At 55.0% G+C, this 21476-nt stretch carries 27 protein-coding genes and 2 tRNA genes; 1 reads left to right on the top strand and 28 read right to left on the bottom strand.

Going from position 1 to position 21476, the window contains the following annotated elements:
* Positions 1-302 precede the first annotated feature (302 nt).
* The 9 genes from KQI10_RS01860 to KQI10_RS01900 all read right to left on the bottom strand — a co-directional run bounded on the left by KQI10_RS01860 (position 303) and on the right by KQI10_RS01900 (position 7737).
* The gene (locus KQI10_RS01860) at positions 303-1688 is read right to left on the bottom strand and encodes an aminopeptidase (RefSeq protein WP_216565705.1); all 1386 of its coding nucleotides are present in this window, start codon (positions 1686-1688) and stop codon (positions 303-305) included.
* Between the two features lie 61 nt (positions 1689-1749).
* Positions 1750-2325, bottom strand: coding sequence for a dephospho-CoA kinase (coaE, locus tag KQI10_RS01865; RefSeq protein ID WP_216565706.1), 576 nt, complete (start codon positions 2323-2325; stop codon positions 1750-1752).
* Positions 2322-3356, bottom strand: coding sequence for an L-threonylcarbamoyladenylate synthase (locus tag KQI10_RS01870; protein WP_253285061.1), 1035 nt, complete (start codon positions 3354-3356; stop codon positions 2322-2324). The genes coaE and KQI10_RS01870 overlap by 4 nt, the downstream gene beginning before the upstream one ends.
* Positions 3357-3559: 203 nt before the next feature.
* Positions 3560-4336: a triose-phosphate isomerase gene (gene tpiA / locus KQI10_RS01875; RefSeq protein WP_216565707.1), complete on the bottom strand. Its 777-nt coding sequence runs from the start codon at positions 4334-4336 to the stop codon at positions 3560-3562.
* A 301-nt stretch (positions 4337-4637) separates the two neighbouring features.
* Positions 4638-5837: a phosphoglycerate kinase gene (gene pgk / locus KQI10_RS01880; protein ID WP_216565708.1), complete on the bottom strand. Its 1200-nt coding sequence runs from the start codon at positions 5835-5837 to the stop codon at positions 4638-4640.
* Positions 5838-5861: 24 nt separating this feature from the next.
* A complete protein-coding gene (locus KQI10_RS01885; protein WP_216565709.1) occupies positions 5862-6344 on the bottom strand; it encodes a tRNA (cytidine(34)-2'-O)-methyltransferase in 483 nt (160 codons plus the stop codon).
* Between the two features lie 320 nt (positions 6345-6664).
* Positions 6665-6740 (bottom strand) — tRNA-Gly (locus KQI10_RS01890).
* Between the two features lie 40 nt (positions 6741-6780).
* Positions 6781-6856, bottom strand: a tRNA-Phe gene (locus tag KQI10_RS01895).
* Positions 6857-6936: 80 nt separating this feature from the next.
* Entirely contained in the window at positions 6937-7737 is an 801-nt protein-coding gene (locus tag KQI10_RS01900; RefSeq protein ID WP_216565710.1) for an NAD-dependent protein deacylase, read from the bottom strand.
* 155 nt (positions 7738-7892) lie between these two features.
* On the opposite strand from KQI10_RS01900, the gene KQI10_RS01905 reads away from it, so the two are divergent.
* Positions 7893-8687 (top strand): hypothetical protein, encoded by a 795-nt coding sequence (locus KQI10_RS01905; protein WP_216565711.1) that lies wholly within the window; start codon positions 7893-7895, stop codon positions 8685-8687.
* 35 nt (positions 8688-8722) lie between these two features.
* On the opposite strand, the gene KQI10_RS01910 is transcribed toward KQI10_RS01905, so the two are convergent.
* The 19 genes from KQI10_RS01910 to KQI10_RS01995 form a co-directional block, all read right to left on the bottom strand.
* Positions 8723-9370 carry a peptidoglycan-binding protein gene (locus KQI10_RS01910; protein WP_216565712.1) on the bottom strand — a complete coding sequence of 216 codons (648 nt, stop codon included), beginning with the start codon at positions 9368-9370 and terminating at the stop codon, positions 8723-8725.
* Positions 9367-9549: a hypothetical protein gene (locus KQI10_RS01915; protein ID WP_216565713.1), complete on the bottom strand. Its 183-nt coding sequence runs from the start codon at positions 9547-9549 to the stop codon at positions 9367-9369. The genes KQI10_RS01910 and KQI10_RS01915 overlap by 4 nt, the downstream gene beginning before the upstream one ends.
* Positions 9533-9655 (bottom strand): hypothetical protein, encoded by a 123-nt coding sequence (locus tag KQI10_RS11790; protein WP_256445288.1) that lies wholly within the window; start codon positions 9653-9655, stop codon positions 9533-9535. Before KQI10_RS11790 ends, KQI10_RS01915 begins: the two co-directional genes overlap by 17 nt.
* Complete coding sequence (locus KQI10_RS01920) at positions 9655-9972, bottom strand: hypothetical protein (protein WP_216565714.1); 318 nt, start codon at positions 9970-9972, stop codon at positions 9655-9657. Before KQI10_RS01920 ends, KQI10_RS11790 begins: the two co-directional genes overlap by 1 nt.
* 10 nt (positions 9973-9982) lie before the next feature.
* Positions 9983-10783, bottom strand: a complete 801-nt coding sequence (locus tag KQI10_RS01925; RefSeq protein WP_216565715.1) for a hypothetical protein — start codon at positions 10781-10783, stop codon at positions 9983-9985.
* Positions 10780-11679 carry a hypothetical protein gene (locus KQI10_RS01930; RefSeq protein WP_216565716.1) on the bottom strand — a complete coding sequence of 300 codons (900 nt, stop codon included), beginning with the start codon at positions 11677-11679 and terminating at the stop codon, positions 10780-10782. The genes KQI10_RS01925 and KQI10_RS01930 overlap by 4 nt, the downstream gene beginning before the upstream one ends.
* Positions 11672-12727: a siphovirus ReqiPepy6 Gp37-like family protein gene (locus KQI10_RS01935; protein WP_216565717.1), complete on the bottom strand. Its 1056-nt coding sequence runs from the start codon at positions 12725-12727 to the stop codon at positions 11672-11674. The genes KQI10_RS01930 and KQI10_RS01935 overlap by 8 nt, the downstream gene beginning before the upstream one ends.
* Positions 12724-13581 carry a phage tail domain-containing protein gene (locus KQI10_RS01940; RefSeq protein WP_216565718.1) on the bottom strand — a complete coding sequence of 286 codons (858 nt, stop codon included), beginning with the start codon at positions 13579-13581 and terminating at the stop codon, positions 12724-12726. The genes KQI10_RS01935 and KQI10_RS01940 overlap by 4 nt, the downstream gene beginning before the upstream one ends.
* On the bottom strand, positions 13578-16151 hold the full coding sequence (locus KQI10_RS01945; protein WP_216565719.1) for a hypothetical protein: 2574 nt from the start codon (positions 16149-16151) through the stop codon (positions 13578-13580). The genes KQI10_RS01940 and KQI10_RS01945 overlap by 4 nt, the downstream gene beginning before the upstream one ends.
* Before the next feature lie 53 nt (positions 16152-16204).
* Positions 16205-16402: a hypothetical protein gene (locus KQI10_RS01950; protein WP_216565720.1), complete on the bottom strand. Its 198-nt coding sequence runs from the start codon at positions 16400-16402 to the stop codon at positions 16205-16207.
* A 107-nt stretch (positions 16403-16509) separates the two neighbouring features.
* Positions 16510-16914 carry a hypothetical protein gene (locus KQI10_RS01955; RefSeq protein WP_216565721.1) on the bottom strand — a complete coding sequence of 135 codons (405 nt, stop codon included), beginning with the start codon at positions 16912-16914 and terminating at the stop codon, positions 16510-16512.
* Between the two features lie 61 nt (positions 16915-16975).
* Complete coding sequence (locus tag KQI10_RS01960; protein ID WP_216565722.1) at positions 16976-17578, bottom strand: hypothetical protein; 603 nt, start codon at positions 17576-17578, stop codon at positions 16976-16978.
* Positions 17578-17958, bottom strand: coding sequence for a hypothetical protein (locus KQI10_RS01965; RefSeq protein WP_216565723.1), 381 nt, complete (start codon positions 17956-17958; stop codon positions 17578-17580). Before KQI10_RS01965 ends, KQI10_RS01960 begins: the two co-directional genes overlap by 1 nt.
* Positions 17955-18368: a hypothetical protein gene (locus KQI10_RS01970; RefSeq protein ID WP_216565724.1), complete on the bottom strand. Its 414-nt coding sequence runs from the start codon at positions 18366-18368 to the stop codon at positions 17955-17957. The genes KQI10_RS01965 and KQI10_RS01970 overlap by 4 nt, the downstream gene beginning before the upstream one ends.
* The gene (locus KQI10_RS01975; RefSeq protein WP_216565725.1) at positions 18369-18704 is read right to left on the bottom strand and encodes a head-tail adaptor protein; all 336 of its coding nucleotides are present in this window, start codon (positions 18702-18704) and stop codon (positions 18369-18371) included.
* Entirely contained in the window at positions 18701-19252 is a 552-nt protein-coding gene (locus tag KQI10_RS01980) for a hypothetical protein (RefSeq protein WP_216565726.1), read from the bottom strand. The genes KQI10_RS01975 and KQI10_RS01980 overlap by 4 nt, the downstream gene beginning before the upstream one ends.
* Before the next feature lie 12 nt (positions 19253-19264).
* The gene (locus KQI10_RS01985; protein WP_216565727.1) at positions 19265-19483 is read right to left on the bottom strand and encodes a hypothetical protein; all 219 of its coding nucleotides are present in this window, start codon (positions 19481-19483) and stop codon (positions 19265-19267) included.
* Between the two features lie 21 nt (positions 19484-19504).
* Positions 19505-20503, bottom strand: a complete 999-nt coding sequence (locus KQI10_RS01990; RefSeq protein WP_216565728.1) for a major capsid protein — start codon at positions 20501-20503, stop codon at positions 19505-19507.
* A gap of 18 nt (positions 20504-20521) precedes the next feature.
* On the bottom strand, positions 20522-21136 hold the full coding sequence (locus KQI10_RS01995) for a phage scaffolding protein (RefSeq protein ID WP_216565729.1): 615 nt from the start codon (positions 21134-21136) through the stop codon (positions 20522-20524).
* Positions 21137-21476 lie beyond the last annotated feature (340 nt).

Genomic DNA, 21476 nt, shown 5'->3' on the forward strand with positions numbered 1-21476 from the left:
GCATGCGCACACTATCGGAGCGCACTCCATCCGTGGTCGAAAAAGCATACAGAAGCACATTGACCAATACGGGAACAAGCCCCGCAGCAATCAGCACCTGCGACAGCGGCATTCCAATGCATACCCTTTTCACTCTGCTGCCATAAGAATACAACACCTCAGCCATATTTTCAATATATATTTCACCCCGGTCAGGGATGCTGTTTCGCTCCTGTTTGGGGGTATCTTACGCCTATTTTGCTTTTCCCCATGAAAAATCCCCCGTTTCTCCCATGACGGCAGAAACGGGGGATTCTGAAATTTTACGCCAGGTAAATGGCCTTGCAGGCCTTCATGGTCTCATAGCAATCCAGCTTGCTGACAATCTCCATGGGGGCGTGCATGCACAGGACGGGGACACCCGCGTCTACGGTGACGATGTTCCGGTTTGCCATGTAGGCAGCCACGGTACCGCCGCCGCCCTGGTCTACCTTGCCCAGAGTGGCGATCTGCCACTTGACACCGGCGGCGTCCAGAGTGGAACGGACATGCTGCATAGCCTCGGCGGAGGCATCGGAAGCGCCGCCTTTGCCCCGGGAGCCGGTGTACTTGCAGATGGAAACGCCGTAGTTCAGCATGCTGTTGTTCCGGCGATCGCAGGTCTCGGCGAAGTTGGGGTCAAAGGCATTGGAAACGTCGGCAGACAGGCAGAAGGAATTGGCAAAGCAATGGCTCAGCTTTACATTCTGGCCGTCACACAGAATCTCCATGAAGTACTCAAAGGCATGGCTCTGCATACCGCTGATGCCCACAGAGCCGATTTCTTCCTTGTCGGCCAGAATGCACACGGCGGTGTGCTTGGGGGTGGGCAGGGTCAGCATGGGCTCCAGCTCGGCATAGGCGCAGACCCGGTCATCATGGCCGTAAGCACCCAGCAGGCTCCGGTCCAGGCCCACCTCCCGGCACTTGCCGGCAGGAACCACAGTCAGCTCGGCAGTGCGGAAATCGTCTTCCACAATGCCGTACTTCTCGTTCAGCAGCCGCATGATGTTCAGCTTCACCAGGTCGCTGCCCTCGCCCTCCAGAGGCTCGGTGCCCAGAATCACGTTCAGCTGCTCACCGGCAATGCCCTCGGCCAGAGTCTTCTTCATCTGGTCAGCGGACAGGTGGATCAGCAGATCGGAGACCACCAGAATGGGATCGTTCTCGTCCTCGCCGATGGTGACGGTGACCTGGCTGCCGTCCTTCTTGCAGACCACACCGTGGATGGCCAAAGGCACGCAGGTCCACTGGTACTTCTTGATGCCGCCATAGTAGTGGGTCTTGAAGTAGGCGATTTCGGAATCCTCATACATGGGCTGGGGCTTCAAATCCATCCGGGGGGAATCCACGTGGGCAGCGCAGATGTTGGCACCCTGAGCCAGGCTCTCGGTACCCACCACAGCGATCATAAAGCTCTTGCCACGATTGTTCATGTAAATCTTGTCGCCGGGCTTGACCTCCATACCGGGGACAGCGGGCTTAAAGCCGTGCTTCTCGGCCTCGACGGTAGCCCATGCGGTGGCTTCCCGCTCGGTCTTGCAGGCATCCATAAAAGCGGCGTAGCGCTTGCAATAGGCTTCCATTTCGGCACGGTCCTCATCGGACAGACCTGCGTAGCCGTTCTTGGGGCTGCTCAGCAGCGCTTCGCGGAGTTCATCAACGTTCATTTGTCATTCCTCCATAATATGAGATTCTGTCAGTGTATTTCACTCAACAACAACAGTCTTCCTATATTATACATAGATTTTGCAAAAAAGCAAGGCACTTCTCTCTGAATTGGGCCTGTGTGCCGTTGTTTTCCAGGGTACAGGTACACTTTTCCCGGAACCAGTTTTCCTCGTGCTGTGCGGCGATGCGGCTGCGGGCGTAGCTTTCCGGGATGGAATCCCGGGCCATAAGACGGCGGACCCGTTCCTCCATGGGGGCCGTGACGGCAACTGTCACATCGCAAAGGCTGTCCAGTCCGCTTTCAAACAGAGCAATAGCATCGATGGCCGCCAGCTTCGGCTTTTGGGCCAATACCTTCTCTACCTCCCGGCGAACGCTGGCGTGCGTAATGGCGTTCAGGTCGGCAAGGGCCTTGGGATTCCGGTAAACCAGGGCCCCCAGCTTTTTCAGATTTCTGCCGCCATCCTCCACCGTACCGGGGAATCGGGCCTCAATGGCGGAAAGCATGGCGGTGTCCGTCCGAAGGAGCTCATGGTAAATGGCGTCGCAGTCCATGACCACGCCCCCTGCTTCCCGGATGCAGGCAAGCAGCGTTGTTTTGCCGCAGCCGGTGCCGCCGGTAATACCCAGAATCATGCTTCCGCCTCCGCGTCCACAATGTGGAAGGCCGCGGCCTTTTTCAGTCGATTCTGCACGGCATAGGCCACGCCGCCGCCCACAGGACAGCGGGCATAGACCTGATGGATGCCTGGGTCGTCCAGGATACGCAGGGCAGAGAACAGCCCGGCGCTGAGGGTGTTCACATCCGCCTCTCTGCCATATGCCAGCGGGGCGCAGTCGGCGTACAGGGCCAACTCTTCTTCAAAGCACAGCACCCGATCCCCAGGAGTGAAGTGGGCATGGATATAAGCGGCGGCCTTCTCCCGGCTGCCGGAGACGATGACCACAGGCTCCGCCGGGGCATAATGGCGGTACTTCATACCCGGTGCCTTCACCACGGCATCTTTGTCAATCTGCGCTGTAACTGCCTTATCCACCACCAGGTCACCCAAAACCTCAATAAGCTGCTCCGGCGTGATCCCGCCGGGGCGCAGAAGGCGGGGACGGTCCTCGGTCAGATCCACAATGGTAGATTCCACACCCACCCGGCAGGGGCCGCCGTCCACAATGGCGTCGATTCTTCCATCATGGTCGTGGCGCACATGCTCGGCGGTGGTGGTAGAGGGCTTGCCGGAAATATTGGCGGAGGGGGCCGCAATGGGTACCCCAGCCAGCGCAATGATCCTACGGGTCACATCGCTGTCCGGGCAGCGGACAGCCACAGTGTCCAGACCCGCGGTGGTCCGTTTGGGCACAATATCCTTCACGGGCAGCACCATGGTCAAAGGACCGGGCCAGAATTTTTCCGCCAGACGGTAGGCGCTTTCCGGAATGTCGTGACAGAACCGCTCCATCTCCCCGGGCTGCGCCACATGGAGGATCAGGGGATTGTCCTGGGGCCGCCCCTTCGCCTCGAAAATCTTCAGGACAGCGTTTTCATCCAGTCCATTGGCCCCCAGACCGTAAACCGTCTCCGTGGGAATGGCCACCAGGCCGCCGCTGCGGATGATCTCCGCGGCAATCGCCGCAGTATCAGGGGCGTTGGCATCTAAGAATAAGGTTTTCAATTCTTTACTACCTCCATGAGGGGTGACAAATTGACAATTCACAATTGACAGCTGACAATTGCGGTATCCCCTTCGGAGATTTTTTGAAATAGTCCCGAAGGGACACCGTCATTGTCAATTATACATTGTCAATTGTCAATTTTTCTCACGCAAAAGAGGGAGAAAACACCCTCCGGTGTTTCCTCCCTTCCTGAAAGCGAAAATTATTCGTTGGGCTGGTTGGCTGCCTCAATGATCTTTACGAACTTCTCGGGAACCAGGGAAGCGCCGCCGATCAGGCCGCCATCGATGTCGGGCTGGGCCAGCAGCTCGAAGGCGTTTTTGTCGTTCATGGAGCCGCCGTACAGGATGGAGATGGCCCGGGCGTTCTTGGAGGAGTACAGCTTGCGGACAGCGGCACGGATGCTCTCGCAGACTTCCTCAGCCTGCTCAGGAGAAGCGGTGCGGCCAGTGCCGATGGCCCAGATGGGCTCGTAGGCGATGATGACCTTGCGGATCTTGTCCTCGGGGACGCCAGCCAGACCCAGCTTGATCTGCATGGTAATCCACTCGGTGGTAATGCCGGACTCTCTCTGCTCCAGAGTCTCGCCGCAGCACATAATGGGGGTCAAGCCAGCGTCCAGAGCAGCCAGAACCTTGGCATTGACATCAGCGTCGGTTTCGCCCATGGCGCGGCGCTCGGAGTGGCCGATGATGACGTACTTGCAGCCTGCATCCACCAGCATGTTGGTAGCAATCTCGCCGGTGTAAGCGCCGGAGGCATTGGCGTTGCAGTTCTCTGCGCCGATGCCGATGCGGGTCTCACGGACAGCGCGGACGGCAGCGGGGATATCCACAGCGGGAACGCACAGAGCTACATCGCACCAGCGGCCCTTGGGCATAATTGCCTTCAGCTGGGTCATAAACTCCTTGGTTTCGGAGGGGGTCTTGTTCATCTTCCAGTTGCCGGCGATGACGGTCTTGCGATACTTTCTGTTCATTGTTGATTACTCCTTGTTTCTTCTTGCATATGTCTACACTCTGAAAAGAATGTAATTGATACAATCAATTTCTGCAGGTGCGGCAGATTCGGCCAGAATCCCGATAAGATCGGGTCAATTGAACGCTGCTTTCTGCCTGTAGGGGCCGATGCCTACATCGGCCCGCATACCGAAGAATCTCGTATCAGGCAGATCATAGCCGCGCCCTAAGGGCGATGTGGGCATCGCCCCCTACGTTGACGGCCTTTTCCGGGCGGCAGATTGCCGCCCCTACAGCCATAGTTTCAAATTACGCGAACGCTTATTTATCCTGCAGGCAGGCGATGCCGGGCAGCTCCAGACCTTCCAGGAACTCCAGAGAAGCGCCGCCGCCGGTGGAGATGTGGGTGATCTTGTCAGCAAAGCCCAGCTGCTCGCAGGCCGCGGCGCTGTCGCCGCCGCCGACGATGGTCACAGCGGAGCTTTCCGCCAGTGCCTGAGCAACGGCAATGGTACCCTTTGCCAGAGTGGGGTTCTCGAACACGCCCATAGGTCCGTTCCAGACAACAGTCTTGGCGCTCTTCGCGGCATCCGCAAACAGGGCCTGACTCTTCTCTCCGATATCCAGGCCCATCTTGTCGGCAGGGATAGCGTCGGCGGGAACAGTCTGCACATCAATGGGGCCATCGATGGGGTCAGGGAAGGAAGCGGCGACCACAGCGTCCACGGGCAGCAGCAGCTTTACGCCCTTTGCCTCAGCCTTGGCCATCATTTCCTTGCAGTAGTCAATCTTCTCGGAGTCCACCAGAGACTTGCCAATGTTGTAGCCCTTGGCAGCCAGGAATGTGAAGGCCATGCCGCCGCCGATAATCAGGGTGTCTACCTTCTCCAGCAGGTTGTTGATGACATTCAGCTTGTCGGAGACCTTTGCGCCGCCCAGGATGGCGACGAAGGGCCGCTCGGGATCCGCCAGGGCCTTGCCCATGATGGAAACTTCCTTCTGGACCAGGTAGCCGCAGACGGCGGGCAGGTAGTCAGCCACACCGGCAGTGGAGGAGTGGGCACGGTGGGCAGTGCCGAAAGCGTCATTCACAAACAGGTCTGCCATGGAGGCCAGAGCCTTGCTCAGCTCGGGATCATTCTTTGTCTCGCCCTTCTCAAAACGGGTGTTCTCCAGCAGCATGACCTCGCCGTCCTTCAGAGCGGCAGCCTTTGCCTTGGCATCCTCACCCACAACGTCCTTTGCCATAATGACAGGCTTGCCCAGCAGCTCGGAAATGCGGTCAGCCACCACCTTCAGGCTCAGCTCGGGCTTCCACTCACCCTTGGGCTTGCCCATATGGGAGCAGAGGATGACCTTAGCGTTGTGGTCGACCAGATACTTGATGGTAGGCATTGCTGCCACAATACGCTTGTCAGAGGTGATTTTGCCATTCTTGGTGGGAACATTGAAGTCGCAGCGGCACAGGACCCGCTTGCCGGATACGTTGACATCCTCGATGGATTTCTTATTGTAGTTCATGTTGATTCCTCCAAATTACCGGGGTTAACCCCGCATTTTGCCAAAATCTTTCAAATGTGGAAAGGACAACTGCCGCAGTGCTTCGAATACCGTTACCGCCACCGCATTGCTCAGGTTCAGGCTTCTCGCCTCCGGGCGCATGGGAATGCGGACACAACTCTCCCGGTGAGCCTCCAGAAAATCCTCCGGCAGGCCCCTGGTCTCTTTCCCGAAGAAAAGGAACGCCCCGTCATGATACTGTGCCTCGGTATAGCTCCGGGGTGCTTTTGTGGACAGGCACCACATTTCCGTGACCTGATTTCTGGCGAAAAAATCCTCCAGATTCTCGTAGTCCAGCACCTCCACCAGATTCCAATAGTCCAGCCCGGCCCGTTTGACAGCCTTTTCAGAGATGTCAAAGCCCAGCGGACGGATCAGATGGAGGCGGCAGCCGGTCGCGGCGCACGTTCTGGCAATGTTGCCGCAGTTCTGTGGAATTTCCGGCTCCACCAGTACAACATTCAGCATCGCCGTTCACCTCGAAATTTTCTCTGCGGATTGGCAGAACCCAATCCATACAGCCCCTATTGTAAGCCAAAACCGGCCTAAAATCAATGAAAAAATGAAAAAAATCGATATTTTTTTACGATAACACCAGATGCAATTTTTTACGGCACCTTTTCTTGTGAATTTTGCACCTTACAAGCTATCTTTTCAAGCATTAAATTGTCGATTTTGGTAACGACACATAAATATGCAAAAATAACAGCGACGCCGGCGGCTGCGATTCAACACATCGTTTTTTCCAGACAAAGCAAAAGAGACCTGCTTCCGCAGATCTCTTTTGCTGGAGCGGGTGACGAGGCTCGAACTCGCTACCTCCACCTTGGCAAGGTGGCGCTCTACCGGATGAGCTACACCCGCATAAATCCTTCCGGGACGGGTCATATCTCAGAAGGATGTCTGGTGCCTCCGGTCGGAATCGAACCAACGACACGCGGATTTTCAGTCCGCTGCTCTACCTACTGAGCTACAGAGGCATATACCAGACGCTGTCTCGCACAGCTTTGGTATTATACAACAGCGAACCCTGTTTGTCAACCGCTTTTTAACATTTTCTTCACATGTCCCGCAATTCGGCCAAAACCTTTCCAAGGCTCTCATGAAAGACCAGGTCTGCCCGGTCATCATAGGGCGTGGGATCCCGGTTGATAAGCACCAGGCGATTCCCTCGATAATAACGCAGAAAACCCGCTGCGGGGTACACGGTCAGACTGGTACCCGCCACCAGCAGCAAATCTGCCCGGGCAATTGCATTGACGGCCCCTTCCACGGTCTTTTCATCCAGCCCTTCCTCATAGAGCACCACATCCGGTTTCACGATGCCGCCGCAGTCACAGCGGGGTACGTCATCGCGGTTCTTCACAAATGCGGCCGGATAGAATTTACCGCAGCAGGTGCAGTAATTGCGCAAAATGGAGCCGTGGAGCTCATAGACATGCCGAGAGCCCGCCTTCTGGTGCAGCCCATCAATATTCTGGGTCACCACCGCCAGGAGCTTCCCTTCCTGCTCCCATCTGGCCAAAGTCTTATGCGTGATGTTGGGTTCCACATCCATTGGCATCATTTTCTCCCGATAAAATCGGAAAAAATACTCCGGATTCCGGAGATAAAAACTGTGACTGATGATGGTCTCCGGAGGATACTCAAATTTCTGGCTGTACAGCCCGTCCACACTCCGAAAATCCGGCACGCCGGATTCGGTGGAGACACTGTCGTTAGGCCTCCATGTTTCGCTGTAAAGGCCATCTTTGCTTCGGAAATCTTTCACGCCGCTTTCGGTGCTTACACCAGCACCGGTGAAGGCCACAATATTGCGGCTCTCTTTCACCCATTCCCGCAAAATCTCGATCTTGTCCATAGAAACACCTCCTATGGAAATAGTAGCGCTGGTTTGCTGCCCTGTCAACAGTTTCTTCTTTTGTAACCAGATTGTTCCTTTTCTGTTGTTGCTTTTCTTCCCTGCGAAGCTACTATGAACGTAGCTTTTGCATCTTACAAATGGGGGTTGGGGAAATGTGGCCATTTGACATTTTCAGAAAGAAAAAATCAGAAAACGCAGAAGAAACGCAAGAACAGACCGGAATAGTCAATGCCGAAACACAGAAAACCATTTTAGGCGAACAAAAAGATTCTGCCACGTTTGAAGAAACAGCAGAATTTAATCCGTTGAGCATCGATAGCGTTATTGGTTATATAAAAAAGCAGAACCCGGAATCTTCGGCGCAGGACGTAGCCAATATAATTACAAAGCTATCCGAACCGGAAGAAGATCAAGACCACTTAACCCCTGAAGGTGATTTGCCGTGGGGGTGGCGTACTGCGCATGAAAAAGAAACAAAACGATATGAAGTCAAGTACAAAAAGATGTGGTCTGCGTGGTACGAAAGCCGCTATAGTTCCCCAAACACACAGCTTGAAGCATTGGAAGCATTCGTTAGTTACATGGTTAGAACGAAAAAACTGTTTGAGAAAAAAGGGGAATGTTTCAATTGTTGGCGGGATGATTTGTTTACAGATGATTATCTTGAAAAGTTGTCAAAAGAATTGGATGACTTGAAAGTAAATATTGAAAAACTAAATGCAGAATACGAAGCTAAGCAAGAGTTTGAAATCCATGTACTACCCACATTACGGGAAAATCTAGTAGAAATAATCAGAGAAAATCCAGGCATTTTACAGAAAGATATATACAAATTATTTGACCCAATAGCAAAAGCATACATTCAGGAGCAGCTTTATTCTGCCAGCAAATCAAATCAGATTGAGCGTGAAAAAAGCGGGAATACGTACAAACTTTATTGCAAATAAAAAGGGGGAAGGCCGCAAGACCTTCCCCCCTTTTGTCACAGAATATCCACATGAACGGAGTTCCCGCCGCCGATGACATAACAGTAGCGAAGTTTCCCCGCCTTTACCAGGCTGTCGCAGTATGCCTTGACCGCGGAGCCGGAAAAGCCCCTCACGATGATATCTGCCGCCTTGCCCTGCACATGGCGGGAGTTCGGGACGCTGCCACACAAGGAATCGTTGTATGTCTGACACCGCACCCCGGAACCGCCGGCATGGGGGTCATTCGGGGGCAGCGGCACGATGGTGATCGGCGCTTGAAAATGCTCCCAAATGTCCGTGTCCAGCGTCCGCATCAAGTTTTCGGCAGGCTCTACCGGGAAGCCGCCGCACTTGCCGCAGGGGCAGCGCATTTCTTCACGCTTGAAGTGCTTGAGATCATCCCAGAACGTGCCGGTCTTGCCGCTGGTCGCCGAAGAATCCTTGTCATCTGTGGTCTGCTTCTTCTCCGGCATCCCGTAGGCCACAGCATGGCGCAGGGCCTTTTGTGTGGCTGTTCCGGCCACGCCATCAACTGTCAAGCCGCCGAAGTCCAGCTGAAATGCCTTGACAGCTTTCCGGGTATTTGTACCGTCCAGCCCATCAATTTTACCGGGGGCATAGCCCAGATAATCCAACAGGTTTTGGATTTGCCGTGTGTTCATTTTATCACCACCCCGTACTTAGCAAGGATTGTGATGATATCATCCGTCAGGACTTTTTTCAGCTGGCCAGGGGGGAGCTTGGCAATACTCGCCGCAATGGCTCTCATATCCTGCTCCCCATCCTCGGCGGCACGGATCTCCACCAGCCGCTTTTTGGCTCCATTACTCCACTTCTGCATCCGGCTTCACCTCCAAGATGGTCAGCGCATTTTTCATATCTGCGCCCTCGGCTTTCATTTCTGTGATTTTTGCAAGGATTCTCTGTTTCCGTTCCTCAATGGTCATCATGTCACCCCCAGCGCAGTTTCGATTTCGGACAGGGCGGCTTCGTACTCCGCATTCTGTGCGGTCAGGTTTTCATACCGCTCCCGCTCATAGGCCCGCTGGGCGGCGTCCAGCTCCTCCCAGGGCTTCCACGGAGTGACCATTTCCCCGGAAAATACCGTTCCGTCCTCCCGCACCCAAGTAGAGCCATCTGGTACAAAACGGTATCCCTCGATGTAAGCAGCGCACTTGCCGTCAAATGCGGTAGTCTCCACAGCGGTCAGCCCGTCTCCGGCTACGGTGTGGCACTTGAAATCACTATCAATATAAATCGTCATACCCGTCACCTCACGTCAACCACATTTTGGCGATTTTGAGCCAGCCCTGCATAGACGCAACACTTGTATAGAACTTAACGTAGTAAGGACCAGATACAGATGATATGTCAATTGAATAATCTGTGAGAGTGTTACTCTTAGTGTCTATATCCTTATACGCGATATAATCATCTTTTGAGTAACCGTTAGTGTTACATATGCCAAACCTTGCGCTACCTCGTCCTCCGGAGTTGCTGTAATTGGAGTAACACCGAATATGCAGTGTCTTATATGGTCCGACATTAACCTTCTTGCCCGTACATGCCATAACATCTTTGCCGGATGTCTGCGATGTCAATCCTGTATCAAATGCGCCATCTTTTACACTGAATTTGCTCAGCGTCCAGCCTCCGGTTATGGTTGTGTACTGGTCTCCGTAATCAAACAGCGTGCCGTTCCAGAAATGCACCCACGTATTGCTATGGCACACATAAGCGTCAACGTCCACCCAGTTTCCGGTGGAACCCTGTACCTGCTGACAACGGTATGGCGTCACTTTCATTCGATTCACGATTCCGGACACTCTGGTGTTGAAAATATCCAAGACATTATTGGTCGTCAAAGGATCAGCACCGCCGATTTCACCTTGGACTGCGATAAATCCCACACCTGCGGTATCCCAAACCGGTGTAAACTCAAAGTGCGTCATAGCCACCGAAGACTTGACCCAGATTCGCCCTTCCTTTTTGGCCGGTTCCGCCGTCTGGCATACTACGTCATAATACAATTGGCTTCTGCCACCGCCAGCCCCGGCGTTTGTTCTTCCAATCATGCGCTTGTGCCCCCTCTCCAACAGATAATAGTCGGGATGGTAATAGTCGCTCCCGGCGCATCGGCAGCGTAGATATACACACCGCCGTTGTAGCACTCCGCCACCGGCGCAAAGCTGTTGTCAGCCATTGCCGCCAGCCCGAAGACCACCTCCGGAACCATGGCAGCCGTCACGCCGGACAGGGCCACAGCGGCCCGGTAGGGGTAGTCCCCGTAGGTGCTGTCAGATGCCCACTTGGATGCCGGGACCGCCGTATCCGCAAAGCAGAGCTTTGCCAGCTCCACCCCCGAACCGGCTTCCAGCTGCGCCAGCTCCTGGGCCAGACTGTCCAGCATGGCCATATACTGGGCGTTGATGGTGGTGGTGTCGATTTCCAGCCCATCCGTGACCAGCCCGCAGACAGCCGGGTCAAGCCGCTCGTCCGTGATCATGCTTGCCGTTACCGCCGTGATGCCGGCCCCTACAGCCACCCGTGCAAGGCTGATCTGCCGGACGGTGCTGTTGTTCGTCAAGGCGGGGGCTTCCGGTGTGCTGGACGCTGTGCCCTTCAGTACCTTGATTTCCGGAAGGTCAACATAGTTCGTGGTTTTCCATTCCACAATGACCCGGTCGATTCTGTCCAGTGCTCCATCCGCAATGTCAATGGACAGCTCCAAAAGCGCACCATCGTTTTTCAGGGTGTCGTTCCACCAGACGATTCCATTGCCGCCCGCATCGGTCAGCCAGCCCGTGCCGTCCGTCACTGTGACCGCCATGCCGGGCGTTTCCAGCGCCGCTACAGCGGCATTTCCAGCTGCCGAAAACACGCCGGACGTGCGTCCGTGCAGCCAGCGCATGACGGCTTCAGCGCCTACATACACGTCCTGATTGTTGGGGAAAGATTTGATATTAGCCATTCAGTTTCAACGCCTCCAATGCCGTTAAAATAGGTTCTCCAAGGGTGACTTCCGTCTTCTCCCCTGTAGCGTCAAGGGTGTATTTGATGCCCGTGACCCGTGCGTTAAACTCCACGCCGTACCTGATGGACACGCAGGAAACGATATCCCCCATGTCATACAGCCGCCCGAAGTCCTCCGGGTCAATAGTGACGGTGAAGCTCTTCCGCCGGATCTGCTCCTTCAGGGTGTCCATAGCGTCCGAAAGCACCCGCTTTTTCATGGCGGTAAAGTCCTCCCCGTCCTCCGGGGACAGATTGGAATCAATCCACAGCTCCCGGGCATTGGCCCCGCAGGTTCCCACAAGGTGCATCTGCACGGTGTCTTCCCAGTCCCAGCGAACGAAAGCCGTTGTGTAAAAGGTGCTGTCATCGTCATTGCAAACCAGGTCTTTTGCCGTCCCCTGCTCAGTCGAGAAAACAACCCTGTGAATGCCCTGCGTCCGGTCAATTCCCTTGAAGACCTCGAACGTCCATTTTTTCGTGGTATCGTCCCAGCGCATCCGCCGCCCCAGTTCGCCATATTCAAGGACGGGGGTCAGTTCATCCAGCAGCTGCCCGCCATAGACAACGCTTTCGTCCACATCTTTGGTGGTTTCGTCATCCCCTTGGTAAGTTTCTTCCAGCCCCTTGACCGGGGCAGTCTGGATTCTGCTTTCCAGTCCCCGCAGGTTGCCGTTGACGGCCTCATACACGCCGCTTTCAATGTTCGTGATCTTCGTCTTTTGGGACGCTACCCGCCGATTCAGGATTGCTTCCGCCGTGTAGCCGTTGGCCGTAATACGGCGATAGGATGTGTCGATTTTGACGTTGACCAGAATATAGGTCAGCTTTCGGTCGGTGTCGTAAATGACATTCCCCACCTTCAGGGCCTGAATATTGTGGTCATCAATGGGAGCAACCAGCATCAGCTTCCCGATATCGTTGTAATACGCCGTCATGGTGATGCTGATTGCATGGGTCATGCCGTACCGGGTGGAAAAGTCCTCCGGGTAAATTTCGATGCTCACAGCGCCACCCCCACAACCTCGGTCGCAAAATCAATGTCAACCTGCAAGTTGGGCAGGCCCGCTTCCGCTTCCGGCTTCAATACATTATCGCCAACGTTCAGCGCAAACAGATTGCTGGACAGGCTCAGAGCGCCCCGGCATTCCCCATCTACAGAGGATTCCACCGTTGTCCGGTCGTGGGTGATCCGCACCACCAGCCGTTCCCCCGCAATCAAAGACTTGTTGATAAGCAGGAATTTCCCGGTCACAGCATTGGTGATCTTGGGGTTCGTCACAGCGTCCTTCGCCCGGAAGGTCACCGTGAAGGGGCACGGAACCTGCCCACGGTTTGGCACGTTCACCCACTTCGTTTCAAACAGCTGCCCGAAAGCATACTCCCGGGAGATATTCCACGGGAACTTGAACAGCGGCTTGATGCCCGCCAGGGTGACCGATGCCGTATCGTCCCTGCACCAATACGGGTATGCAGCAGTCAGCGTGAATTGGAATTGCGCTCCCCAGCGCTTGGCCTCCACCGTGGGCGTGGCCGTAGGCCGGACAACCAGATACAGGTCATCGGCATACAGCCGCCCGCCGATATCGGGCCGAATGACCGACAGCAGCCGTTCTTTGCCCTTGGCCTGTGCGTCTCCTACCAGATAGCCCGTGATATTCACGGGCCGGGGCTGCACATTTGCGCTTTGCACGGTTGCGCCGGTCTGGTTGATGCCCTGGGCCGTGGACAGATTCACCGTAACGGTATCAACGCCGGTTGGCTTGTTGATTAAAAAGCCCCCGGCATAGTCGAAGGTCACGCTGTCCCCCTGATCGTTCACATAGCGGAACAGCTTGGAAAGATTGTTGAAATTTTTCACGTTGCCCACCTCGCAATTTCCCAGTAGGCCGCAGTCGCCGCTGCGATTTCCGCCGGGGTCTGGGGCACAGCCTGGATGTTCTGGACGATGGTCACGCCGCTGCTGCTCCTGTTTCCGCCGTGCTGCAAGGGCGCGGCGTCCGCAGAACCGGAACGCTTTCCGGCTCTCCACGCCCGGGCCTCTGCCGCCGTCAGGACAGCTTCGCCTTTGTGGAGCCGTGCTGGGTATTCATCGTATGGCACATAGTCCAGGCCGTCCTTATGGCCGAAAGCAACCATAGAAGGCTTCGAACCGCCGCCTCCACGGCCTCCCCCGCTTCCGTTTCCGCCTCCGCTTCCGTTTCCGCCACCGGCAACCACATTCACGGTCATGGTAATGGTTCCGATAGCGGCTTGCAGGGCGCTTGTCAGTTTGCTGCCAAGGTCAGACATAGCCTGTACTGCCGTGTCTCCACCCTCTGTAAGAGTGTCCCGGAAAGCGCTCATAGTAGCCGCTGCCGCAGCTCCGGCCTCCCCAGACTTGTCCCACTCGCCAATTTCCGTGTTGAACTGCTCACCCAGTTGCTTTAGCTTGTTTCCCAGGTCTGTAATGCCCTCGGTCATGGACATGGTAAGCCCGTCCTGACTTTCCTCCAGCTGGGATTGCAGCCCGGTCAGATTCTGAACGATCTGCTGCCCGCCCTCAGAGGTTGCGCCGCCCGCCTTGTCCATTGCATCCACAATCGCTTGGGCATAGGCCGCACCGTCAGCGCCCATGGATTGCAGCTGATTGGCAAAGCTGCCCAGGCCCGCTTCCGTCAGGGTCTGGATATTCTGGTTGTAGGTGGTGAAGTAGTCGATCTGGGACTGCATCCCGTCCGTCATGTCTTTCAGGGAGACTTTAGCTTGTTTCGCCACCTTCTGAAAGGGGGAGAACCAGCCGTCAATATTCTGGGAAATCTGGTTGTAGACGGAAACGGCGTTGTCCATCAGCTTTGTGACGGAATCCGTGTAATTGTTCGTGATTTCTTGCAGCCGACTGACGGGCTGTTCCGTAGCCTCTGCCGCCTCCGCCATTGTGTACGCGCCTGTTTCAATAATCTTTTTGAAATTATTGTACTGGGCTTGTGCCAAACTGTATGCGTAATCATCACTTTTCGACCACTCTGTTCCGGCGTTATCCCCGGAATAGCTGTCATTCAAAGCATCCATTACGGCCTTTGCCTTTTCCATCCCCGCAACAGCCTCTTCATAGGTCGTTGCGGACACCTGCGACTGTTCATCAAATTCCTTGACGTACTCGCTGGCATGGTGGAAAGCAAGACCCAACGCTCCTACCGTTACGGCCCCAATTGCTACAGGCCCGGCAATACTTCCGGCCCCCATTGCGGCAAACGCCAATTCAGCCGCCGTTTTAAGCTGCCCAAAAGCGTTTATTGCTTTCACAATGGCAACTCCGGCAAGCGTGGTTCCCAAAGCAATGGCAACATCCTCAACGACCCCGAGGTAGCTGTCGAAATTCGTAGTCAAATCCTGAATGATCGGAATCAGCCTGCTCAAAAGCGGATCGCCTACACCAGCCAGAAACTGCCGCCAGGTCTCCTTCAGGTTTCCGACAACATTTTCAAAGCCGTCTGCCTCTCTGGAAGCCTGCCCCATAGCACCGGAAAGCTCCTGTGCGTCCGTAACCATTTTCAGAAGCGTCTGCTGCTTCTGAATCTCGGTCAAATCCTGGTATTTCTGGCCGAACAGCTCCATCGCAGCCGCGTTTCTGGTTGTTTCCGTACAAGAAACACCCAGCGCCGCGTCATTCGCAAAATTGCCCTTCAAGAAGGATTGCAAAGATTCTGTCGCGTCTTCCAGACTGATATCGTAGTATGCCGCCGCGTCAGCCGCAGCGGTCAAGGCAGTTTGCATCAGGTCAAGAGCCTGTGCGCTGTCCGCGCCGGACGATTTCGCAAAAGCGTATATTTTCGTGCCGGAATCCTGAAGCCGTGTCGCCACAATGCCGGTTTCCTCGGCGATCGTGTTCAGAATGCTTCTGGCCGTTTTTGTCAGGTCTTTACCGCCAACGGAAAAAGTCTGCTGGAACTGCGCGTTGGATGCTTTGACCTCTGCCGCCGTTTCCACGCAGGTCTTTCCGAAGGCAACGATTCTGTCAACAGCGAAATACGTTGCGACCATTGACCCGATTTTGGAAAACGCGCCGGAAATGACGTTACTGGACTCTTCGGCGCTTCCCGCAACATCCGAAAGCGAAGTGTCAAATTTGTTTGCTTCCTTCTCCGCCTCCGACAATGCTTCCTTATTTTCCTTTAACTCTTTGGAAAGGCGGTCGATTTCCTGCGCGCACTCTTTCGCTTCTTTTGAATTCTTGCCCTGGGTCAGGTAAAAATCCTGATATTTCCGCTTCAAAAGGTTGATTTTGTTCTGCTGGGTGAAAATAGCGTTGGTCAGCTTCTCGGTGTTCTGGCCGAAGCTCTCAAAGGCCGTTCCCGCTTTTTTTGCGCTTTCAGACGCTTTCGAAAGGTCGGCCTGTGCCTTGTCCACTCCTTCCAGCGCAATCTTTCCCATCAGCGTAAATAAATCCAATCCCCTTCACCTTCTTCCTGTGAAAATAAAAAAAGCCGCCCAAGGGCAGCCGTCTACAGCTCCCCGGGCGGTACAAAGTTCAGGATTTCCCGGGACTGCTGAATAATCGATGCAAGGTCTTCCCCGCCGGTCTCCGCGGTGCTGTCCGGTTCCAGGGATTCCCGGAATTCGGTGTAGGACTGCGCAAAGTCCTTATGCAGCCAAAGTTCCCATAGCGCTTGTTCCTCCGTTTCCTCGTTCTTGATGGCCACGACCTCGCAAATAAATTCGTAAAGCCGCCCGCAACGAATCATCCGGTCAAGCAGGGGCAGCGGGTCGGAATACCGCTGGAAAAGCAGGTCAATGAAGCGAATATCCCCTACTTGAACAGCCTTGCAGCAGCCCCGAAAAAATCCCTGAATTCCTCTTTCCTGATGGTGTCAACCACCATGTCCATGAAGACCGGCATGGGCAGTGCCGCAATATCCTTCACCGGCAAACCGGACAGACCGGACAGCAGCTTGTAAATATCGCCCTTGCATTTGGGCAGGTTGGAGAAGATCACGTCCGCAATGTTCACGGCAATGGTGATGCCGATGGCCGCTGCGTCCGGCTTTTCTCCCTCCACTTCGCCGCCCGTCATGGCAGCAATAGCGGCTTTCACATCATCGGATTCAAACGCCGCCTTGAATTCCTTCAGGCCAATGCCGGAAATGATTTTGACCATGGGGAAAACATCGTCAGCAGTCATTTCCCGCAGCGTATAGGCTTTTTCTTCGCGCATTGTAAAATCCCTTTCTGGTTAGATTGGTTTAAGGCCGGGTTGCCCCGGCCCTGTGTTGCTGTCAGGAAGCCTTGGGATAGTAGATATGCCAGGGCAGCTGATCCATGTCGGTGGAGTCCCCGAATTCGGCGTAGCATTCAAAGGTGTACTTTCCTGCGGTACCTTCCTTGTTCTTGCCCTCGTGCTCAAGGCCGGACGTGCAAAGGGCGTTTTCCATAATGAAAATAATGTACTTGCCCTTCACGGTCTTGCCCACAAAGGCGATATTCTCCCAGTAATCACCCTCGGCGATCTCCGTCTTGGATTCGATCACGTCATAGGCGGCGTCCGCGGACGTGCCCGCCTGGCCCAGAGTTGCCGTCTGGATAATATCCTTGGTCAACTCCGCAAAGTTGATTTCCATTGTTGCGGTTTCACCGGTCTTCTGGGCCATACCCTTGGACTTCACACCGATACCGTCAACTTCAATGTTGGTGATTTCGGGGACAATGGAAACCTTGGAACCGCCGTTGGTAGCGCCCACAAGGGATTCCGCAAGGTTCCAGGAACCGGAACCGCCGCCGGAACCTGCCGTATACTTCAGGCCCTTGTGAATCGTGCCAGCGCCGAAAACGATATTGCCCGGGGTCTTGTTTGTTACGCCGGACTTGCCAAAAATAGCCATTAACTCACGCTCCATTCTTTGACTTGTAGATTTATCTGGATGCGGTCTAGCTCCGCATCCTCTGTGGGAATAGGCTGGGCGTTCCCGTAGGCGATCACCACAACGCCATCGCCAAACGGAAACGCCCGTCCTTCCAATGTGAAATAGTTTCTGATTTTGCCTTTTGCCGTTTCAAGGGCAGCTTCGGAACCAGCCCCACGGGCGAAGCCCGTCAGGGTAACGGTGCATTCCTGCAAGCCGTCCTCGCTCAGAGAATCGGTCTCCATGTAATCACCGACAAAGTAGGGGTATCCGGGCTTTCTGCGGAATCGCCGGAAAGCGTATTCCAGACCCATTTCCTGCATTGCCGCTTTCACGACTTTCAAAGTGTTGTCCGTCATTCACCCACCGCTTCCTTTATTGCCCGCTCGATCAGCTTGACAGCCTTGCCCTTCGTACTTTCAAAGGCTCTCTGCAAAGTGTGGTTCGGACGCTTGCCGAAGGTAAAATGCCAGTCCCCCGCAGCGTCCCGGTACACCCAGCCGCCCTTTCTGCCGTCACCACCAGCCGCATATTCGCCGGTTCCGTATTCCTCCCAGATTGCATTCTGCAATGGACTTCCGATGGTCGCTGTTCTTGCGCCCTCGTCCACCAGATATGTCCAGCTGCCTTTCAGCTGACCAGAACGCACACGGGAAAGTCTGGCCGCCTTTGATGCGATTTCAACGGCGGCTAACCGCAGGCCAGTACCAACGCCGGAATTCAGAGCTTTTTTCACCTGAATGGTGTAGTCCTTAAATTCAACGCTCATTTACTGGCCCCCCGTGTACTTCAGGTAGATTTCCAGCTGCTTGTGCATCTCCATGGGGTCATCGATCAGCAGCACGTCATACCGCTTTCCGGCAATGACGGCCCGGGAATTTTCGGCGGTGACAACCTCATTCAGGGCCACATATTCAGCCACAAAAACGTGGGTGGATTCCTGCAACTTTGCGTTGTAATTGGTATGCTTGCTGTCCCCTCCGGTCAGGTCAAGCCAGCCCCGCACCTTCTGCACGTCCACCCAGGTTTCCACCTGCGCCCCGATTTCATCGGTTTCCACAGTCCTGCGCTGGAGAAAGGCGTATACATTGCCGCCGATGCTCATACACTCACCCCTTGTCCGAATCTGGCTTTCCTGTAGGGCTTCAGAAATCCCAACAGGGACTTGGGAAAGCCCATGCTGGAATTATCCCCGTCCATATTGAAATAGGTCACAGAATGCCGGGAAATGGTTTCAGACTGTACGCCAACCTTGTCCCCGTTGTCGAGCTGCCACTGAAGCATTCGGGCCACGCCATGTTTCACATCGGCGGGGTAGACCACCTTTGTGATGACTACCCCGCTTTCGTCAAACAGTTCTTCCATGACCGTAATGCTCCCATCAGAGACCGCCGAAACAGTAACCAGACCAGAATTCAATTCCGATTCCGTAATTTCCAGGGTGTCCCCAGCCTTGAAGGGAGCTGCTCCGGGAACAAGCAGCTGATTCCCATCAGCTACAGCCACGGCAACCGTCCGGAAGGCCCGCTTCTGGAAATTGTTGTTGGTATACCCACGGACTAACAATTCCAGCGCTTGCAGACGGGCTTCAAGCACCTTGTCGGAAATGTCAGTCGTTACATACTGTTTCAGTTCGGTAACGGTCATAATCATAGCCGCACCGCCTTACTCAGCGGGGGGCGTGGGTACTTCCTCTTCGTCAGCCGTGATCTCGGTCACTTCGTAGCCCTCATGCTCCCGGAACCAATCCACCATGCGGCCCCCGGTAATCTGTGCCTTGCCATAGGCAAACTGGACACCGCCAGCGCCAACGCCGCAGAACTCAGTATTGCCCACAACCTTGATTTCATAGCCGGTAACGGCCTTCGCTTTCTTTGCTGCCATGTCGCTTCTCCTTTCCGCTTATCAGACGATCTTGATGTTCCGCAGGACACCGGCGTGTGCCGTGTTCTTCAGCACGGTAGCCGCCACCATTTCTACCTCGCCGTCCTTAACCGCACCCGGGGCGTTGAAGTCGGGCAGGTACTGCCGGATAGCGCTGTTGCCGGTCAGGGAAGCGGCGTGGAAGCCGTCATTTACATCGAACTTGACGGCGTAGATATCCGTCAGTCCGGCGGTAGCGGAAGAACCGCCCCCAATGGTGCGGCTGATGCCGGACTTCACGCAGTCGTTGCCGGTCACGGTAGTGCCGGAAACGGTGTAGTTTTTGCCAAGATCCATGAAGCGCACACCGTCCATGGAAGTGACCTTCCGGCCGAAAGCCTCCTCGCTCTCGGTCTTGTAGCCCAGAATCCGGGCCATAGTCTGCACCTTGGCAACCATGGCGCTGTTCATCAGCAGAGCGTCGGCGCTGGTGTTCTTGATCAGCAGCTGAATCTGCTCATACAGCTGGTCGGCGTTGGCCTTCAGGTTGGTCATGGTGGAAATGTCAATACTTGCGCCGGTGTTGTACTCGGTGGAAGTACCGGCCAGCATCTTATCCAGACCGTCAAACTCGGTGCTGCGGGTGGTAGCGTCACCGTTTACCAGAGTGTAGTGGAACAGGCTGATCGCGGCCAGCACCTTTTCCCGGATCTGATAGGCCATGTTGTTCCAGGGGCCTTCCGCCTGCTTCAGCACACGGTCGATCTGGAACTTGCCGCCGAAGATTTTCAGGTCCGCGGACTTCTTTTCCACGGTCGCCTGATTGGCGGTGTACTCCGCATTCAGCGCACGGAAAGCAGCCACAGAGGGAAGCTTCTTCTGGATGTAGGAATAGGTCAGCGTGCTCCCGCCCTGGGGAGAAACGCAGTTGTCAAAGGGCAGCAGCTGAAGGATTTCGGATTCCCTCAGAAAAATATCCACGATCTGCTGGGAAACCTTGTCGGACATACCGACTTTCATTTCCGCAAGGGTCATAGCCATAATAAATTACCTCATTTCTTAGTCGTTTTTCGGCCCATAGGCCAGTTTCAGAGCGTCTTCAAGGTTCTTGGGTTCTGCCTCTCCCGGCTCTCCTTCGTCCAGCTTGTTTTCAAGAATCTTCTTCTGCCCGGAAGCTTCAAACTGGGTGGGGAACTGGGTCTTCAGGCCGGAGAGCTTTTCGTCCATGCCCTTGACTTTGCCGTTTTCGTCCAGCGTCAGTTCCTCGGGCTTGTACTTCTCATGCAGCTTGTAGGCCAGATAGTCAGGGTCAACCGCCTTGGCATCCCTCAGGGCCAGTTGGATGGCGTTGTCAAGCCTGGTCTTCGCAAGCTCCGCCTGAAGCTGGGCAACGGTGTTTTCGTAGGTGGTAATCTTGCCCTGAAGTTCCTCGTTGCCCTTCGTGCCCTTTTTCAGTTCGGCAATCACTCCGTTTGCCGTGTCCAGTTCGGTTGTCTTGCCGTCAAGCTGGGCCTGAAGGGCATCATATTTGCCCTTGCCCACATACTCGCCGCTGCTCAGGTTGGCAAGCTTCACCTGCTTATCCTTGTTGGCCTCATTGCCGTTGTAGGCGTTCAGGGCCTGTTCAAACTGTGCGTAGAGGGCGTCCCCCAAAATCGCTTTCAGAAATTCCATTGCTTATCCTTCCTTTGCCATTGTTTTTTAGCGTGGTGTCTTCCACAGGCAAGCACTTTGTTGAATCCGGGAGTGCGCCGGAAATTTGTTGTCGGGCAGTTTAAGCGCCGTGCCCGGGGCATGAAAAAAGCGCCCTGTTTCCAGAGCGCCCTTTCGGCTGAATGAATATTACTCTTCGGGTTCGGTGTCTTCCTCTGCCGCTTCGGGCAGCTCGGGCACGGCCACAATTTCAAAGGCTTCCTGCTGCATCTCCCGGACGGTCGCTTCAATCAATGCGTCCACGGTGTCAATGTCCAGTTTGTAGCCCTTGGATTCCAGGAACTTGCGCACATACTTTTTC

The sequence above is a fragment of the Pseudoflavonifractor sp. MSJ-30 genome, from assembly GCF_018918045.1.
Taxonomy (GTDB): domain Bacteria; phylum Bacillota; class Clostridia; order Oscillospirales; family Oscillospiraceae; genus Faecousia.

What these genes read in the sequence shown, in the direction of transcription:
- KQI10_RS01860 (WP_216565705.1), bottom strand. Translation starts at nt 1,688, where the DNA reads ATGAACGTTGATGAACTCCGCGAAGCGCTGCTGAGCAGCCCCAAGAAC.
- coaE (WP_216565706.1), bottom strand. Translation starts at nt 2,325, where the DNA reads ATGATTCTGGGTATTACCGGCGGCACCGGCTGCGGCAAAACAACGCTG.
- tpiA (WP_216565707.1), bottom strand. Translation starts at nt 4,336, where the DNA reads ATGAACAGAAAGTATCGCAAGACCGTCATCGCCGGCAACTGGAAGATG.
- pgk (WP_216565708.1), bottom strand. Translation starts at nt 5,837, where the DNA reads ATGAACTACAATAAGAAATCCATCGAGGATGTCAACGTATCCGGCAAG.
- KQI10_RS01885 (WP_216565709.1), bottom strand. Translation starts at nt 6,344, where the DNA reads ATGCTGAATGTTGTACTGGTGGAGCCGGAAATTCCACAGAACTGCGGC.
- KQI10_RS01900 (WP_216565710.1), bottom strand. Translation starts at nt 7,737, where the DNA reads ATGGACAAGATCGAGATTTTGCGGGAATGGGTGAAAGAGAGCCGCAAT.
- KQI10_RS01905 (WP_216565711.1), top strand. Translation starts at nt 7,893, where the DNA reads ATGTGGCCATTTGACATTTTCAGAAAGAAAAAATCAGAAAACGCAGAA.
- KQI10_RS01910 (WP_216565712.1), bottom strand. Translation starts at nt 9,370, where the DNA reads ATGAACACACGGCAAATCCAAAACCTGTTGGATTATCTGGGCTATGCC.
- KQI10_RS01915 (WP_216565713.1), bottom strand. Translation starts at nt 9,549, where the DNA reads ATGCAGAAGTGGAGTAATGGAGCCAAAAAGCGGCTGGTGGAGATCCGT.
- KQI10_RS11790 (WP_256445288.1), bottom strand. Translation starts at nt 9,655, where the DNA reads ATGACCATTGAGGAACGGAAACAGAGAATCCTTGCAAAAATCACAGAA.
- KQI10_RS01920 (WP_216565714.1), bottom strand. Translation starts at nt 9,972, where the DNA reads ATGACGATTTATATTGATAGTGATTTCAAGTGCCACACCGTAGCCGGA.
- KQI10_RS01925 (WP_216565715.1), bottom strand. Translation starts at nt 10,783, where the DNA reads ATGATTGGAAGAACAAACGCCGGGGCTGGCGGTGGCAGAAGCCAATTG.
- KQI10_RS01930 (WP_216565716.1), bottom strand. Translation starts at nt 11,679, where the DNA reads ATGGCTAATATCAAATCTTTCCCCAACAATCAGGACGTGTATGTAGGC.
- KQI10_RS01955 (WP_216565721.1), bottom strand. Translation starts at nt 16,914, where the DNA reads ATGCGCGAAGAAAAAGCCTATACGCTGCGGGAAATGACTGCTGACGAT.
- KQI10_RS01960 (WP_216565722.1), bottom strand. Translation starts at nt 17,578, where the DNA reads ATGGCTATTTTTGGCAAGTCCGGCGTAACAAACAAGACCCCGGGCAAT.
- KQI10_RS01965 (WP_216565723.1), bottom strand. Translation starts at nt 17,958, where the DNA reads ATGACGGACAACACTTTGAAAGTCGTGAAAGCGGCAATGCAGGAAATG.
- KQI10_RS01970 (WP_216565724.1), bottom strand. Translation starts at nt 18,368, where the DNA reads ATGAGCGTTGAATTTAAGGACTACACCATTCAGGTGAAAAAAGCTCTG.
- KQI10_RS01975 (WP_216565725.1), bottom strand. Translation starts at nt 18,704, where the DNA reads ATGAGCATCGGCGGCAATGTATACGCCTTTCTCCAGCGCAGGACTGTG.
- KQI10_RS01980 (WP_216565726.1), bottom strand. Translation starts at nt 19,252, where the DNA reads ATGATTATGACCGTTACCGAACTGAAACAGTATGTAACGACTGACATT.
- KQI10_RS01985 (WP_216565727.1), bottom strand. Translation starts at nt 19,483, where the DNA reads ATGGCAGCAAAGAAAGCGAAGGCCGTTACCGGCTATGAAATCAAGGTT.
- KQI10_RS01990 (WP_216565728.1), bottom strand. Translation starts at nt 20,503, where the DNA reads ATGGCTATGACCCTTGCGGAAATGAAAGTCGGTATGTCCGACAAGGTT.
- KQI10_RS01995 (WP_216565729.1), bottom strand. Translation starts at nt 21,136, where the DNA reads ATGGAATTTCTGAAAGCGATTTTGGGGGACGCCCTCTACGCACAGTTT.